The sequence below is a fragment of the Nonomuraea sp. CX421 genome, from assembly GCF_059358955.1.
This window is the reverse complement of the sequence record NZ_JCADBK010000034.1, coordinates 25,198-40,284: the sequence shown is the minus strand read 5'-3', so window position 1 is coordinate 40,284 and position 15,087 is coordinate 25,198. Positions and strand designations below refer to the sequence as shown.

Below are 15,087 nucleotides of genomic sequence, written 5' to 3'. Positions count from 1 at the left end.
TCATAGTCCCAGCTCTCTCAGCTTCTCGCGGTTGGCGACCTGGTCGGCGATGTTCTGTTCGACCGAGCGGCGGCCGGGCAGCGTGTCCTGCTCGACGATGACCCAGCCCTGGTAGCCGATCTCGTCCAGCGCGCGGACCACGCCCGGCAGGTCCAGCTCGCCCTCGCCGAGGGAGGCGAAGCCGCCGCGTCCCATCAGCTCGCGCAGGTCCACTCCGTCGGCGAGCGCCTGGGCGAGGATGCTCCGGTCGCCGTCCTTGATGTGCACGTGGCCGATCCGGCTCGCCCAGTCGCGCAGCGCGGTCACCGGGTCGCCGCCGGCGACCAGCAGGTGACCGGTGTCGAGGCAGAGCGGCACGTCGGTCAGCTCCAGCAGCCGTTCGACCTCGTCCGGCGTCTCGACGTAGGTGCCGAGGTGGTGGTGGAAGGCGGGCTCGAAGCCGCGCTCGCGGCAGCGGTCGGCCGCCTCCTGGACGCGGGCGGCGTAGCCCGCCCACTCGCCGGCCTCCAGCCCGGGAGCGTTCCCGCCGGGCCGGGCGAACCGCGCGGGCGAGCCCGAGCAGCCGAGCGTCGGCCGCGGTGCCAGGTGCTCGGGGGCGGCGGGGGCCGCGGCGAAGACGTCGAGCGTCGCGTCGAGCGTGGGCAGCCTCTCCCTGAACGCGCCGGGGTCGTGGTAGGGCAGGTCGGCCCAGCCGCCGGCCAGCAGCAGCCCGTCGAGCCGCTCGACCAGCGCGTCACCGGTGCCCAGATAGCCGACGGGGCCCAGGTCGATGCCCGCGTAGCCGGCGTCGGCGATGGCGCGCACCATCTCGCCGGCGGTCAGCGGCGGCGGCCCGTCGCTCAGCTCGAACACCCCGAAACTCACCGGAGCGTTGGCGACACTCGTCACGCGCACAGCGCCATCACCTCGTTCTCGTAGGTTTCCAGACGGTGCCGGCCCGGCCCGGCGGGCACCAGCACCCGGTCTCCCCGGATCACCTGGCGGGCGCCGCCGGGGCGGACCAGGACCAGGCCGTCGGCGTCCAGGGCGAGCAGCTCGTCGCCCAGCCGGAGCAGCAGCGGCTCACCGGGGCCCGCCGAGATCGCGGTGCGTCCGGCGGAGACGGCGTCGAAGACCAGACCAGGGTCGGCGGCCAGCACCCAGGTGGTGGGCGAGCCGGGCAGGCCGTCGGAGCCTGGCCGGTGAAAGTCGCTGGCGCCGATCGCCACCAGGTCGTCGTGCCAGGCGTCGGCCCAGGCCAGCGGCGCGCCCCAGCGCCGGTCCCACCAGCCGGAGTGCCAGACCTCGGCGATGCGGGGACGTTCGGTCACCGGCTGCAGCCAGGCGCAGTCGGCGCCCAGCGGGTGGTTGATGGAGACGAGACCGCCCTCGCGAGCCGCGTGCCGCACCCACGAGTCGGCGGGCTGCCGGAAGTCGACCCAGCCGACGTCGCCGAACACGTTGGCGTGGCCGCGGTCGGTGGTGACCTCCTGGCCGGGCAGCAGCGTGATGCCCCGGTCGACCTCGGTCAGCTCGGGGTGGTGGCTGACGGTGTTGTGGTCGGTGACGGCCAGGAAGTCCAGGCCGCGGCCCCTGGCCAGCGCGGCGAGCTCGGAGACGGTCAGTGAGCCGTCGCTGTGCAGGGTGTGCGCGTGGAAGTCGCCGGCGTACCAGCGAAGGCCGTCGAGGTCGGGGATGTCGCGGCGCGGCGGGCGCTCCCCGGCCGGCGGCTCCTCGGTGGCCGGGCGCGGCGGAGGCGCGGAGGCGGTGACGATCTCCAGCGTGTAGTCGAGCCCCTGCGGCGGCACCCGGTGCAGCCGCAGCCAGACCTGCCAGGTGCCCTCCCGCACCGGCCCCGGCAGGTAGCCGGGCGTGGCCCAGTCGGCGGTGATCGTGTATGCGTCGCGGGCGCCGCCCGACCAGCCGCGGAACCCCTCGGGGTCGCCGCAGCCGAGGTCGAGCACGCCTGCCGACCGGTCGTAGCGCAGCCGTACGGTGACGGCCTCGGCGCCGGCGGGCACCTCGAAGGACACCTCCCGCAGGATCCGCTCCAGCCGGTCGTCCAGGCTCCAGCTCCCCCGGATCACGTTCACGCCGACACCAGCTCACCGTCGCGGTAGACGAGGGCGCGGTCGCGCCGGGGCGCGGCGAAGCCCTCGTCGCCGACCGCCGGCTCGTCGCCCTCGGGCACGACGGCCTGCACGGCCACGTCGTTGACCTCCAGCGTCACCAAGTGGGACGCGCCCAGGTTCTCCACGATCGACACCCTCCCTCCCAGGGAGCCTTCGGCGGGCTCGGCCGAGTAGGTGGTGTACTCGGGCCGCACGCCGTACACCAGGCGCTCGCCCTCGGTCAGCAGCCCCTCGGCCGACACCGGGACGGGCACCTTGCACCCGGCCACTTCCAGAGTGTCACCGCGGACGGCGGCGTCCAGCAGGTTCATGGGCGTGGATCCGATGAAGGCGGCGACGAACGTGTTGGCCGGCCGCTGGAACACCTCGGCGGGCGTGCCGATCTGCCGGATGAGACCGGCCTCCATGATGGCCATCCGGTCGGCCATGGCCAGTGCCTCGGCCTGGTCGTGCGTGACGAACACGGTGGTGACGCCCAGCTCGCGCTGGAGCTTCTTCAGGAACGTACGGGCCTCCAGCCGGAGCCGGGCGTCGAGGTTGGACAGCGGCTCGTCGAACAGGAACGCCTGCGCCTGCGTCGCCATGACGCGGGCGAGCGCGACACGCTGCTGCTGGCCGCCGGAGAGCTGGCCGGGACGACGGTCCATCAGCTGGTCGAGGCCGAGGCGGGCGCCGACCTCGGCGGCCTTCCGCTGCCGCTCGGCCTTGCCGACCTTCTTGATGCGCAGCGGGTAGGCGATGTTGTCGGTGACGTTCATGTGCGGGAACAGCGCGTAGTCCTGGAAGACCATCGCGACGTCCCGCGCCCCCGGCTGGATCCCGGTGACGTCGCGCTCGCCGATGACGACCGAGCCGCCGGTGGCGGTCTCCAGCCCGGCGAGCGTGCGCAGCAGGGTCGTCTTGCCGCACCCGGAGGGGCCGAGCAGGGCGAAGAACTCCCCGTCGGGGATGACCAGGTCGAGCGAGTCGAGCGCTTTCACGCCACCGGGGTAGACCTTGGTCAGGCCTCGCAGTTCGATTGCCGCCATTACCGCTTGATCCCTCCGTGGAACCGGAAGCCGTACTTCTTGCTGACGAACAGGTACATGAGCACCACGGGGACCGAGTACAGCAGGCCGAAGGTGGACAACACCTTGAGGTTGGCCTGACCGCCCTCGGTGTAGAGGGTGTACATGATCACCGCGGCGGGCTGCTTCTCGACGTCGCTGAGCAGCAGGAAGGGCATCAGGAAGTTGCCCCACACGTTGGCGATGGTCCAGACCGCGATCGTCGCCAGGCCGGGCCGCACCAGGGGGACGACCACGTGGCGGACGATCTGCAGCGGTGAGGCGCCGAAGACCCGGGCCGACTCCTCGTACGACTTCGGCGTGGAGTCCATGAAGTCCTTGATCATGAAGATCGCGGCAGGCAGCAGGCCGCCGCTCAGGATCAGGATCAGCCCGGTCTGCGAGTCGATCAGGCCCAGCTCGATGGCGAGCTGGAAGAGCGGCACCATCGCGGCCGTGCCGGTGATGATCGAGGAGAGCAGCAGCAGCGCGTAGAGCAGGGCGTCGCGCCCCGGCAGCCGTACCCGGCTGAGCGCGTACGCGGCCAGCGCCGACAGCACCACGACGAGCACGGCGGTCCCGACCGCCAGCACCAGCGAGTTGACCAGCGACCAGAGCGCGTACGGATGGTCGATGATCATCTGGAAGTTCTCGGAGGTGAAGTCCGGCATCCGGACCTCGTACGTCGGGTCCGAGGTGAACGGCGCGGTGGCCAGCCACAGCAGCGGGATCGTGAAGAAGGCCAGCAGCACCGCGATCAGGGTGTAGAAGCCGATCCGGCCCGCGACGAACCGTGTCATTTCTTGCTCCTGAGCAGCCGCAGGTAGAACACCGCCACGACCAGGTTGATCAGCAGGATGATCGTGGAGATCGCGGCGCCGTAGCCGAGGTCGCCGCCCTGGAGCGCGACCTTGTAGACGTGCACGGCCAGCACCTCGGACTTGCCGTCGGGGCCGCCCGCGGTCAGCAGGAAGGGGCTGAAGTCGTTGAACGTCCACAGGCTGATCAGCAGCAGGTTGGTCAGGATGTGCCCTCTGATGTGCGGGAACACCACGTCACGCAGTTGCTGCCAGCCGGAGGCCCCGGCCAGGCGGGCGCTCTCCAGGTGCGAGGGCGGCACGTTCCCGAGCGCGGCGCCGTACAACATCATCGAGAACGCGGTGCCGCGCCAGGTGTTGAAGATGATGATCGACAGCATCGGGTGGTCGAGCAGCCAGGGGAAGCCCGGGATGCCGAGCAGTGCGTTGAGCGTGCCGCTGTCGCGGTCGAGCAGGGCCACCCACAGGAACGCCACGACGGCGCCGGGCAGGATCCAGGCCAGGATGACCAGGCCCTCGACCACGCTCTTCAGCGTCCCGCGCCGGTCGCGCAGCATCCAGGCGATCGAGAAGCCGAGCACGACCTGCCCGATGACCGCCGAGCCCAGCACGAACTGGAAGGTCAGCCAGGTGGAGTCCCAGAAGGCGGGGTCGCTGATCGCCTTGATGAAGTTGTCCGCCCCGACGATCTTCGGGTTGACCGCCTCGACGCCGGTGAGCCGGTAGTTCATCAGCCCCAGGTAGATGACCCAGAGGGCGGGGAACACGAGGAACACCGTGATGAGCGCCAGCGCGGGCGCCACGAAGGCGCCCGCCCGCAGGCGGCCCAGGCCCGCCGCGTCCACGCTGTAGCGGCGGGCAGGGGCGTCGTCGCGCACCTCAGGAGGCGATGTTGCCTGCGCCACCGACGATTCCTTCGAGCTTCTGCTGGTAACCGGCAGCGGCCTCGTCAGGGGTCTTGCCGCTGACCACGGCGGCCGTCGCCTCCTGGAGGGCCGCCGACACCTGCGGGTAGACGGCCACCGGCGGACGGAAGGCCGTCAGCGGCAGCACCTCGTCCGAGATGTACGTCAGCAGTGGCTGACCGGCCAGGATCTCCTTGTTGACGTCGGTGCGCGGGGTGATGCGCACGTTGCCGTCCTTGGTCTCCTCCTTCAGCGCCTCCGGCGAGAGGGTGAAGGCGAGCAGTTCGAAGGCTTCCTTCGGATGCTTGCTGTTGGGGTTGACGGTGCGCAGCGCGCCGCCCGACATGCTGACGAAGTCCTGGCCGCGCACTCCCTTGCCGGGCTCCATGGCCGGGATCTTGGTGTAACCGACGACCTCGTCGCGGTCGGCCATCTTGGCCACGCCGTCGGTGGGGTTGACGACGCCACGCCAGAAGTAGTCGCCCTCCATCAGGATGCCGATCTTGCCCTCGGCGAACTGCTGGAACGACTTGTCGCGGCCCTTGGCCTCCTGCTGGAGCTTGGGGTCGCCGAGGCCGCCACCGTAGATCTTCTGGTAGAGGCCGAGCGCGTCCTTGAGCGGCTGCGCGGCGCCGATCCACTTGCCGTCGCGCTGGAGCTCGCCGCCCGCGCCCGCGAGCAGCGGCAGCACGCCCTGCATCGAGGTGGCCTCGCCCATCGCGGTGCCCGCGTTGATCTGGATCGGCACCGGAACGCCGGACGACTTGAGCTTGGCGCCCGCGTCGAGCACCTCCTGCCAGCTCTTCGGCTGCCAGTCGGCCGGCAGCCCGGCCTTGCCGAACAGGGTCTTGTTGAAGTAGAGGACCCGGCCGTCGGTGCCGACCGGCAGGGCGTACTTCTTGTCGTTGTAGGTGGCCAGCCCCTGGACGGCCTCGGGGATCTGTGCCCAGCCGTCCCAGCTCTCGGCCTCGGGGCCGACCACGTCGGCCAGCGGCTTGATGTAGCCCGCCTCGGCGAACTCACCGGCCCAGATGCCGTCGATGTCGATCACGTCCGCGCCCTTGCCTGACTTCAGGTCCAGGGAGAGCTTGGTCTTGTACTGCTCGTCGTCGACGCCGCTGGGAACGAACTTGACCGTGACGTCCTTGCCCTTGGCCTTCTGGGCCGCCACGAACTTGGGGATCACCCAGTCGGTGAGGTGGCCGGCCGACCTGGCGTTCTTGCCGCCCGCGATGGCGTTCTGGGCGATCGTCAGCTCGATCGTGTCCCCGCTGCCGGACGACTCGCCGCAGGCGACGAGCCCTAACCCCGATATGGCCAGCGCGGCGACGACAGCCACCGGCCTTTTATGCAATCCCATTCAAACCCTCCGAAACGTCCGAAAAGGCAGGAGTTCAGCCAATATGTCATGACATGCGGATGACGTAAAGGTCTGGCTGAATATCGGGAGTGTTCTTCCATGCTGCGACTCGGCGACCGGCGGTCGCGAACAGTCCGGACATCATGTGATATGTACGGATCTGACCTGCAGGTTTGCTTGCCGTCGGTTCCGGGACGCTTCGTAACATAGCGGACATCCGTATGTCATGACAATATGCCATAGTGTGCACGAAGGCTCCGTCCCTGGAGGTGCGTTGTTCGACTTGATCACGATCGGCCGCTGCGGCGTCGACATCTACCCGTTGCAGACGGGAGTAGACCTGGCCCATGTCGAGACCTTCGGCAAGTTTCTCGGCGGCAGCCCGACGAACGTCGCGGTGGCGGCCGCACGGCACGGGGTGCGTGCCGCGGTGATCACCGCCGTGGGAGCCGATCCCTTCGGTGAGTGGATACGGCAGGCGATCCGGGGATTCGGCGTGGACGACTCCTTCGTGGCCACGATCGAGGGACCGCCGACCCCGGTGACCTTCTGTGAGATCTTCCCGCCCGACCACTTCCCGATCTACTTCTACCGCGGCGAGCATCCCCCCGACCTGCGCGTCACCGCCGGCTCCCTCGATCTCGGCGCGATCAGCGAGGCCCGGGTGTTCTGGTTCACCGGCACCGGCCTGAGCCAGGAGCCCAGCCGTTCGGCCCACACCGCCGCCCTGGAGGCCCGCGCCTCGGGCTGGACGGTGTTCGACCTCGACTACCGGCCGATGCTCTGGGAGTCGCCCGAGGCCGCCCGCCAGGCCGTGCGCCACGCCCTGCCCTACGCCAACGTGGCCGTCGGCAACCTCGACGAGGTGGAGATCGCCGTGGGCGTCCGAGAGCCGGAGGCCGCCGCCCAGGCGCTGCTCGACGCCGGCATGGAGGTGGCCGTCGTCAAGATGGGCCCCGACGGCGTGCTGGCCCGCGGCAAGGACGAGCACGTCGTGGTGGAGCCCGTCGCCGTGGAGGTGGTCAACGGGCTGGGCGCGGGCGACGCGTTCGGCGGCGCGCTCTGCCACGGGCTGCTCAGCGGATGGCCGCTGGAGCGGGCCGTACGGTTCGCCAACGCGGCGGGCGCGCACGTCGCCGCCCGCCTGGCCTGCGCCGAGGCCATGCCGACCACGGACGAGGTGCTGGCCCTGCTATGAGTGACATCACGCTGCCCAGAACGTCACCGTACGAGCGGCTCACCGACATCCGCGCGACGCGACCGGAGGAGATCGCGCTCGCCGCCGCCAGGAGGCCTCGGCGCGGCCTGCCGGGCGCGGGCGAGCGGTTGCTGATCATCGCGGCCGACCATCCCGCGCGGGCCGCGCTCGGCGTGCGCGACCGGCCGCTCGCCATGGCCAGCCGCACCGACCTGCTGGACCGGCTGCGGCTGGCGCTGTCGCGGCCGGGCGTCGACGGGATCCTCGCCTCGCCCGACGTGATGGAGGACCTGCTGCTGCTCGGCGCGCTCGACGGCAAGCTGGCCTTCGGCTCGATGAACCGCGGCGGCCTGATGGGCTCCGTCTTCGAGCTGGACGACCGGTTCACCGGCTTCGACGCGGCCTCGATCGACGCGATGGGCCTCGACGGCGGCAAGATGCTCTGCCGCATCGACCCGGGCGACCCGGCCACCGTCGCGACGCTCGAATCGTGCGCCCACGCGGTGACGAGTCTGGCCCGCAGGCGGCTCACGGCCATGGTGGAGCCGTTCTGGTCGCTGCGTTCCGACACCGGCGTCCTGCGCAACGACCTGTCGCCGGAGGCGGTCATCAAGTCGATCAGCGTCGCGCAGGCGCTCGGCGTCACCTCGGCCTACACCTGGCTCAAGATTCCGGCCGTCGCGGAGATGGAGCGCGTCATGGCCGCGACCACGCTGCCCGCGCTGCTGCTCGGCGGCGACCCGCCTGACATCGACGCCGCCTACGCCGACTGGGGCCGCGCGCTGCGCCTGCCCGGCGTGCGCGGGCTCGTGGTCGGCCGCGCCCTGCTCTACCCTGCGGACGACGACGTCGCGGCGGTCGTGGACGGCGCCGCCGCCCTGGTGCGGGAGGCGCGCCCGTGACCATAGTGGAGATGCGATGACCTACCTTCAGTACGGCGAGACGGCCCGCGGACCGTGGTCGGTGGAGATCACCCCGGCCGTGGCGGGCTGGACCTATGCGGGTCTGCGGGTCGCCGACCTCGACGGCGATGAGGTGTCGTTCGACACCGGCGAGGAGGAGACGCTGGTCCTCCCGCTGTCCGGCTCGTGCACGGTGACCTGCTCGGCGGCGGGCGAACCGGACGTGAGCTGGGAGCTGGCCGGGCGGGCCTCGGTGTTCGACGGCCCCTCAGATTTCGCCTATATCCCGATTTCTACGCAGGTGACGGTGACCGGCCGGGGACGGATCGCCTTCCCGTCGGCCCGGGCCACCCGCCGGTCGGCCCCCCGCCACGTGCCCGCCTCCGAGGTGCCCGTGGAGATCCGGGGCGCCGGCCAGGCCACCCGCCAGGTGAACAACTTCTGCGCCCCCGGCGTCTTCGCGTGCGACAAGCTCATGGCCGTCGAGGTGCTCACCCCCGGCGGCAACTGGTCCTCCTATCCCCCGCACAAGCACGACACCCCGCACGACGGCGAGGCCGTGCTGGAGGAGATCTACTACTTCGAGGTCGACCGCCAAGGCCAGGGCTACCAGCGCGTCTACACCTCCGAGCGGGGCCACATCGACACCCTCGCCGAGGTCTCCTCCGGTGACGTGGTGCTGGTGCCGTACGGCTATCACGGCCCCTCGATGGCCGCGCCCGGCTACGACCTCTACTACCTGAACGTCCTGGCCGGCCCCGCCGAGGAGCGGTCGATGGCGTTCTGCGACGACCCCCGCCACACCTGGATCCGCTCCTCGTGGGAGGGCCAGGAGATCGATCCCAGAGTTCCGTTCGGGAGGGCCCGATGACCCGGTTGACCGTCGCCCAAGCCGTGGTGCGCTTCCTGGCCGAGCAGTGGACCGAGCGCGACGGCGCCGAGCGCCGGTTCTTCGGCGGCTGCTTCGGCATCTTCGGCCACGGCAACGTGGCCGGGCTCGGCCAGGCGCTCGCCACCTCGACCGCCGACCTGCCCTACCACCTGAGCCGCAACGAGCAGGCCATGGTGCACACCGCCGCCGGCTACGCGCGGGCCGCCAACCGGCTGTCCACCCTGGCCTGCACCACTTCGATCGGCCCCGGCGCGACCAACATGGTGACCGGCGCGGCCGGCGCGACGATCAACCGGCTGCCGGTGCTGCTGCTGCCCGGCGACATCTTCGCCACCCGCGTGGCCAACCCCGTGCTCCAGGAGCTGGAGGACCCCCGCTCCTACGACGTCTCGGTCAACGACTGCCTCAAGCCGGTCTCCCGCTACTGGGACCGGATCAACCGGCCTGAGCAACTGCCGTCCGCGCTGCTGGCCGCCATGCGGGTGCTCACCGACCCGGCCGAGACGGGCGCGGTGACGCTGGCGCTGCCCCAGGACGTCCAGGCCGAGGCGTACGACTGGCCGGAGGAGCTGTTCGCGCGACGCGTGTGGCACATCCCCCGCCCCGGCCCCGAGCGGGCCGCGCTGGCGCGGGCGGCCGAGCTGGTCAGATCGGCCGCCCGGCCGCTCATCGTGGCCGGCGGCGGCGTGATCTACAGCGAGGCCGCCGAGCAGTTGCGGATCTTCGCCGAGACCCACGGCGTCCCCGTGGCCGAGACCCAGGCGGGCAAGGGCGCGCTCCCCCACGGGCACCCGCTCGCCATGGGGGCCGTGGGCGCCACCGGCACCACCGCCGCCAACGCGCTCGCCCGCCAGGCCGACCTGGTCATCGGAGTCGGCACCCGCTACAGCGACTTCACCACCGCCTCCTATTCGCTGTTCGCGCCCGGCGCCCGCTTCGTCAACCTCAACATCACCGGCTTCGACGCGGCCAAGCTGTCGGGCGCGCAGCTCGTGGCCGACGCCAGGGAGGGCCTGGCCGACCTGTCCGGGGCGTGCGCGGGCTGGGCCACCTCCGGCGCCTACCGGTCCGAGGCCGCCGAGCTGAGCCGCGCCTGGGACACCACGGTCGACGCCGCCTACGCCCTGGACGGCTCGCCGCTGCCGCAGTCGGCCGTGATCGGCGCCGTCAACGCGGCCGCCGGCGACGACGGGGTGGTGGTCTGCGCCGCCGGCTCCATGCCGGGCGACCTGCACAAACTCTGGCGGCCGAGCAGTCCGGGCGCCTACCACGTCGAGTACGGCTACTCGTGCATGGGCTACGAGATCGCCGGCGGGCTCGGGGTCAAGCTGGCGGCGCCCGAGCGCGAGGTGTTCGTCATGGTGGGCGACGGCTCCTACCTGATGATGGCCCAGGAGCTCGTCACCGCCGTCTCCGAGGGCGTCAAGCTGGTCGTGGTCCTCGTCGACAACTCCGGCTTCGCCTCGATCGGCCGCCTGTCCGAGAGCGTCGGCGCCGAACGCCTGGGCACGTCCTACGGCTTCCGCGGCACCGGCCGCTACGACGGCGGGCCGCTGCCGGTGGACCTGGCGGCCAACGCCGCGAGCCTCGGCGCGACCGTGCTGCGTCCCGACTCGCTGGCCGAGCTCCGCAAGGCGCTCGACACGGCGCGCGCGGCCGGGGAGACCACGGTGGTCTACGTCCGGGCCGATCCCACCCTCGACACCCCGTCGTCGGAGGCATGGTGGGACGTCCCCGTGGCGGAGGTCTCCACCACACCGGCCGGCCAGGACGCCCGCACGGCGTACGAGTCGGCCAAGCAGGGACAGCACCGCCGCCTCACACCGCCCTGACCTAGGGCTTTCCGGCGGCTCGGTGGTTGCCGGAGATCGTCAAGGGGAACGCCTCCCTCCGGGCTCAGGGGGGAGGCGGCGATGAAGCCGTGGCGCGCGCTCGGCTGGATCGCGATCATCGCGGTGGCGATCTACTGCGTGGTCCATCTGCAGACCGTGATCATGTCGATCATCATCGGGGTGTTCTTCACCGCTCTGCTGCTGCCCCCCGCGCGGTGGCTGCGCAGGCGCGGCCTGGGCAGGGGGCTGGCCACCACGGCGGTCTTCGTCGGCGGGCTGCTGCTCGCCGCGGCGCTGATCGCGCTGCTCGTCCCGCCCACCGTCAGCGGGATCAGCGAGATGAGCGACAGCCTCGGCAAGGCGCTGCGGGAGTTGCGGGGCATCGGCGCCCGGCTCGGCATCGACACCGAGCACCTGGCCGCGCAGGCCGGCGACTATGTGTCCAAGCGAGGGCAGCAGATCACCACCACCGCGCTGACCGGCGCGCGGACCGTAGGCGAGATCGTCGTCGGCAGCGTGCTGGCCCTCATCCTGGCGATCTACTTCGTGCACGGCGGCGACCGGCTCTTCCAGTGGCTGCTGGAGCTGATGCCGGTCTCGTCCCGGGGACGGATCCGGGCCACCGGTGAGCTGATCTTCGACGTGGTCGGCCGCTACATCCGCGGCGTGGCCCTGGTGGGCCTGGTCGACGGGTTCTTCATCGGGCTGGCCCTGTGGATCCTGGGCGTGCCGATCGCGCTGCCGCTCGCGGTGCTGACGTTCGTGGGCGCGTTCCTGCCGGTCGTGGGCGCGTTCCTGGCGGGGTTGCTGGCCGCGGTGGTGGCGTTCGTGGCCAAAGGCTGGCTGATCGCGCTGATCGTCGTCGCGGTGACCCTGCTGGTGCAGCAGATCGAGGGGCACGTGCTGGCGCCCCAGATCTACGGGCGGGCCCTCGACCTGCCCGGTGCGGTGATCCTCGTGGCCATCGCCGTGGGCAGCCTCCTCGCCGGGATCACCGGGGCGTTCCTGGCCGCGCCCGTCGCCTCGGTGATCGTCGCCCTGCTCAGGAACCGCGACATCCTGGGAGGCGGAGCTCTCGCGCCGGCTCGTGCCTGATCGGCATGCGGTCCAGCTCGGCCGGAACGCACCGCCGGGCCCCCAGCAGGTGGTCAGGATCGGGTCACCTCGGGAAGATCAGCGGGCTCGACGGGTCGCACGGAGATCGCCACGGGTCCAGTATGGACATCATGCGATGGGTGACTTTCGACTGTTTCGGCACGCTGGTCGACTGGCGGCACGGCATCTGGACCAGCGCCGACCTGATCGCGCCCGGCCATGGGCGCCGGCTGCTCGACGCCTACGGCAGGCACGAGCACGAGGTGCAGGCCGAGTCACCGGGGCTGCGCTACCGCGAGGTGCTGGCCGAGTCGCTGCGCCGGGCCTGCGCCGAGGAGAAGGTGCCGCTCGGCCCCGACGACGCCTCTGTGCTCGCCGCCACGCTCCCCTACTGGCCCGTCTTCCCGGACGTCGGCGACGAGCTCCCCGCGCTCCGCGAGGCCGGCTGGCGGCTGGCCCTGCTCACCAACTGCGACCGCGACCTGATCGGCCAGACGCAGCGGCGGCTGCCGGTACGGTTCGACGCGGTGGTGACCGCCGAGGACGCCGGCGCCTACAAGCCGTCCCACGCCCACTTCGACACCTTCAGCCGCTCGTACCAGCCCGAACGGTGGGTGCACGTGGCCCAGAGCTTCACCCATGACCTGGTGCCCGCCCACCGGCTGGGCATCGACCGCGTCTGGATCAACCGCCTCGGCGAGCACCCCGAGGACCCGTCGATCCTCCAGGAGATCCGCCCCGACCTGCGCGGCCTCGCGGAGCTCGTGGAGGTCATCGCCGCCTCAGCCTGACCCGCGGACGTCATCGCCGCATCCGGCCAGACACGGACGTCATCGTCGCCGCCTCAGCCTGACCCGCGGACGCCGTCGTCGCGTTCGGCCTGATCCGTCGGGCGAAGCGGGTCAGCCGCGCTGCTCCAGGACGTCGGCGATGCCGGCCAGGAACGTGTCCACGTCGGCGATCAGGTAGCCCGACCTCAGCAGCACCGTGGAGAACTTCGCCTCGCGCACCTCCTTGGCCGTCACCGGGTAGTCGGTGGTGCCGCGCAGCGTGGCCACGATCCGGTCGAGAAAGGCGTCGACCTCGTCCTCGTGGTAGCCGGTGCCCATCCGGCCGGGCCGGAACCCCACCCGTTCGACCCGCGCCGCCTGGGTCTCGAACCACTGCTCACGCAGCATCTCACCGGTCGGCTCGGTCATGGCCAGCCGTACGGGACTCCTGGCCTTCGTCTCCAAGGCCACCACGAACGCCTCCAGCGCGAAGTCGACCGCGGTCTCCTGGTAGCCGCCGCGCTTCGCACGGAACGTCGCATGGCGCACGTCGTCGGCGGTCACGGGTTCGACGTCGCGTGATCCCCTGCCCAGAGTCGCCTCGATCCGCCCGATGAGGGCATCGACGTCGACCGGGTCATAGCCTGAACGCATACCCATGACGCGTGGAAAGCGGTTCAAGCCCACTCCTCCAGAATTGTGCGGGGGTCCGTCTCTATTGTGGGGCTCTTTCATCACAACAAAGCGAGTCGCCTTATACCGTTACAGCACCACGCGGCCGTCCAAGGTGTCATTTCGCTACCAAAGACGTGAACGTTACGTCATCAAAGACGTCCACACCCGTCTCCTACCGGGTGAGCCGGACGAACCGACCGAGGTCAACGGCACCGGCAAGTCCACCCTGCCGTGGCTGCCGACCGGGGCGCAGGCCCACCTCGGGCACGCTCGCGGACCGGCCGCCCCTGGTGACGGTACGGTCCGCTGCGTCGTACCCTGACCTCAGGCGCCGGCGATCACTCGGCCGCGGCGAGCTGCCCGCAGGCGCCGTCGATCTCGCGACCTCGGGTGTCGCGGACCGTGACGGGGACGCCGTGGAACTGCAGCCGGCGCACGAACGCGCGCTCGTCCTCCGGCCGGGAGGCGGTCCACTTGGAGCCGGGGGTTGGGTTGAGCGGGATCAGGTTGACGTGCACCAGTTTGTTCTTGACCAGCTTGCCGAGCAGGTCGGCCCGCCATTCCTGGTCGTTGATGTCCTTGATCAGGGCGTACTCGATCGAGACCCGCCGCTTGGTCCTGGCCGCGTAGTCCCAGGCCGCGCCGAGGACCTCGGACACCTTCCAGCGCGTGTTGATGGGCACCAGCGTGTCGCGCAACTCGTCGTCGGGCGCGTGCAGCGACAGCGCGAGCGTCACCGGCAGGCCCTCGTCGGCGAGCTTGCCGATCGCCGGGACCAGGCCGACCGTGGAGACCGTGACGCCGCGGGCGGAGATGCCGAGCCCGTCGGGGGCCGGCTCCACCAGGCGGCGCACCGCGCCGATCACCTGCTTGTAGTTGGCCAGCGGCTCGCCCATGCCCATGAAGACCACATTGTTGACCCGGCCCGGCCCGCCGGGCACCTCACCGGCCGCCAGCGCGCGGGCACCCGACACCACCTGCTCGACGATTTCGGCGGTGGACATGTTGCGGGTCAGCCCGGCCTGGCCGGTGGCGCAGAACGGGCAGTTCATGCCGCAGCCCGCCTGCGACGACACGCACATCGTGGCGCGGTCGGGGTAGCGCATGAGCACTGACTCGACCAACGCTCCGTCGAACAGCCGCCACAGCGTCTTGCGCGTGGTGCCGCCGTCGGTGGTGAGCTCCTTGACCGGCGTGAGCAGCTCGGGAAGCAACGCGGCGAGCTTGTCACGGGAGGCGGCCGGCAGGTCGGTCATCGCCCCCACGTCGGTGGTCAGACGCTCGAAGTAGTGGCGGGACAGCTGGTCGGCGCGGAACGCCTTCTCGCCCAGCTCCGTGACCGCGACACGGCGGTCGGCCATGGACAGGTCGGCCAGGTGCCGGGCCGGCTTGGCCCTGCGCGGCGCGACGAAGGTGAGCTGGCCTGGCTGCTGGGACACGGGACTGCCTTCTGCTCGGGGTTACGGACCAGCGTAGTGAACGC

At 71.1% G+C, this 15,087-nt stretch carries 14 protein-coding genes; 6 read left to right on the top strand and 8 right to left on the bottom strand.

Going from position 1 to position 15,087, the window contains the following annotated elements:
- Genes AC5L3X_RS36165 through AC5L3X_RS36140 form a run of 6 tightly spaced genes read right to left on the bottom strand, consistent with a single transcriptional unit; the run spans position 1 to position 6,219 of the window.
- Complete coding sequence (locus AC5L3X_RS36165) at positions 1-894, bottom strand: TIM barrel protein (protein ID WP_494863079.1); 894 nt, start codon at positions 892-894, stop codon at positions 1-3.
- Positions 885-2,072: a CehA/McbA family metallohydrolase gene (locus AC5L3X_RS36160; RefSeq protein ID WP_494863077.1), complete on the bottom strand. Its 1,188-nt coding sequence runs from the start codon at positions 2,070-2,072 to the stop codon at positions 885-887. Before AC5L3X_RS36160 ends, AC5L3X_RS36165 begins: the two co-directional genes overlap by 10 nt.
- Positions 2,069-3,139 (bottom strand): ABC transporter ATP-binding protein, encoded by a 1,071-nt coding sequence (locus AC5L3X_RS36155; RefSeq protein WP_494863075.1) that lies wholly within the window; start codon positions 3,137-3,139, stop codon positions 2,069-2,071. The genes AC5L3X_RS36160 and AC5L3X_RS36155 overlap by 4 nt, the downstream gene beginning before the upstream one ends.
- Positions 3,139-3,957, bottom strand: a complete 819-nt coding sequence (locus AC5L3X_RS36150) for a carbohydrate ABC transporter permease (protein ID WP_189125099.1) — start codon at positions 3,955-3,957, stop codon at positions 3,139-3,141. The genes AC5L3X_RS36155 and AC5L3X_RS36150 overlap by 1 nt, the downstream gene beginning before the upstream one ends.
- Entirely contained in the window at positions 3,954-4,880 is a 927-nt protein-coding gene (locus tag AC5L3X_RS36145; RefSeq protein ID WP_494863073.1) for a carbohydrate ABC transporter permease, read from the bottom strand. Before AC5L3X_RS36145 ends, AC5L3X_RS36150 begins: the two co-directional genes overlap by 4 nt.
- Entirely contained in the window at positions 4,855-6,219 is a 1,365-nt protein-coding gene (locus AC5L3X_RS36140) for an extracellular solute-binding protein (RefSeq protein WP_494863072.1), read from the bottom strand. The genes AC5L3X_RS36145 and AC5L3X_RS36140 overlap by 26 nt, the downstream gene beginning before the upstream one ends.
- A gap of 295 nt (positions 6,220-6,514) precedes the next feature.
- Between AC5L3X_RS36140 and iolC the strand changes: the two genes are divergently transcribed.
- The 6 genes from iolC (at position 6,515) to AC5L3X_RS36110 (ending at position 12,950) form a co-directional block, all read left to right on the top strand.
- Positions 6,515-7,438: a 5-dehydro-2-deoxygluconokinase gene (gene iolC / locus AC5L3X_RS36135; RefSeq protein ID WP_494863070.1), complete on the top strand. Its 924-nt coding sequence runs from the start codon at positions 6,515-6,517 to the stop codon at positions 7,436-7,438.
- Positions 7,435-8,340 carry a Cgl0159 family (beta/alpha)8-fold protein gene (locus AC5L3X_RS36130; RefSeq protein WP_494863069.1) on the top strand — a complete coding sequence of 302 codons (906 nt, stop codon included), beginning with the start codon at positions 7,435-7,437 and terminating at the stop codon, positions 8,338-8,340. The genes iolC and AC5L3X_RS36130 overlap by 4 nt, the downstream gene beginning before the upstream one ends.
- A 16-nt stretch (positions 8,341-8,356) precedes the next feature.
- Entirely contained in the window at positions 8,357-9,211 is an 855-nt protein-coding gene (gene iolB / locus AC5L3X_RS36125) for a 5-deoxy-glucuronate isomerase (RefSeq protein WP_494863068.1), read from the top strand.
- Complete coding sequence (gene iolD, locus AC5L3X_RS36120) at positions 9,208-11,064, top strand: 3D-(3,5/4)-trihydroxycyclohexane-1,2-dione acylhydrolase (decyclizing) (protein ID WP_494863067.1); 1,857 nt, start codon at positions 9,208-9,210, stop codon at positions 11,062-11,064. The genes iolB and iolD overlap by 4 nt, the downstream gene beginning before the upstream one ends.
- A gap of 81 nt (positions 11,065-11,145) precedes the next feature.
- A complete protein-coding gene (locus tag AC5L3X_RS36115; protein WP_494863065.1) occupies positions 11,146-12,159 on the top strand; it encodes an AI-2E family transporter in 1,014 nt (337 codons plus the stop codon).
- A gap of 140 nt (positions 12,160-12,299) precedes the next feature.
- Positions 12,300-12,950 carry an HAD family hydrolase gene (locus AC5L3X_RS36110; RefSeq protein WP_494863064.1) on the top strand — a complete coding sequence of 217 codons (651 nt, stop codon included), beginning with the start codon at positions 12,300-12,302 and terminating at the stop codon, positions 12,948-12,950.
- A 111-nt stretch (positions 12,951-13,061) separates the two neighbouring features.
- Here AC5L3X_RS36110 and AC5L3X_RS36105 read toward each other — a convergent pair whose 3' ends face one another.
- Together AC5L3X_RS36105 and rlmN are read right to left on the bottom strand one after the other, a co-directional pair.
- A complete protein-coding gene (locus AC5L3X_RS36105; protein ID WP_494863063.1) occupies positions 13,062-13,583 on the bottom strand; it encodes a DivIVA domain-containing protein in 522 nt (173 codons plus the stop codon).
- 359 nt (positions 13,584-13,942) lie between these two features.
- Complete coding sequence (rlmN, locus tag AC5L3X_RS36100) at positions 13,943-15,043, bottom strand: dual-specificity RNA methyltransferase RlmN (RefSeq protein WP_494863062.1); 1,101 nt, start codon at positions 15,041-15,043, stop codon at positions 13,943-13,945.
- Positions 15,044-15,087 lie beyond the last annotated feature (44 nt).

What these genes read in the sequence shown, in the direction of transcription:
- AC5L3X_RS36155 (WP_494863075.1), bottom strand. Translation starts at nt 3,139, where the DNA reads ATGGCGGCAATCGAACTGCGAGGCCTGACCAAGGTCTACCCCGGTGGC.
- AC5L3X_RS36115 (WP_494863065.1), top strand. Translation starts at nt 11,146, where the DNA reads ATGAAGCCGTGGCGCGCGCTCGGCTGGATCGCGATCATCGCGGTGGCG.
- iolB (WP_494863068.1), top strand. Translation starts at nt 8,357, where the DNA reads ATGACCTACCTTCAGTACGGCGAGACGGCCCGCGGACCGTGGTCGGTG.
- AC5L3X_RS36150 (WP_189125099.1), bottom strand. Translation starts at nt 3,957, where the DNA reads ATGACACGGTTCGTCGCGGGCCGGATCGGCTTCTACACCCTGATCGCG.
- AC5L3X_RS36130 (WP_494863069.1), top strand. Translation starts at nt 7,435, where the DNA reads ATGAGTGACATCACGCTGCCCAGAACGTCACCGTACGAGCGGCTCACC.
- iolD (WP_494863067.1), top strand. Translation starts at nt 9,208, where the DNA reads ATGACCCGGTTGACCGTCGCCCAAGCCGTGGTGCGCTTCCTGGCCGAG.
- AC5L3X_RS36105 (WP_494863063.1), bottom strand. Translation starts at nt 13,583, where the DNA reads ATGCGTTCAGGCTATGACCCGGTCGACGTCGATGCCCTCATCGGGCGG.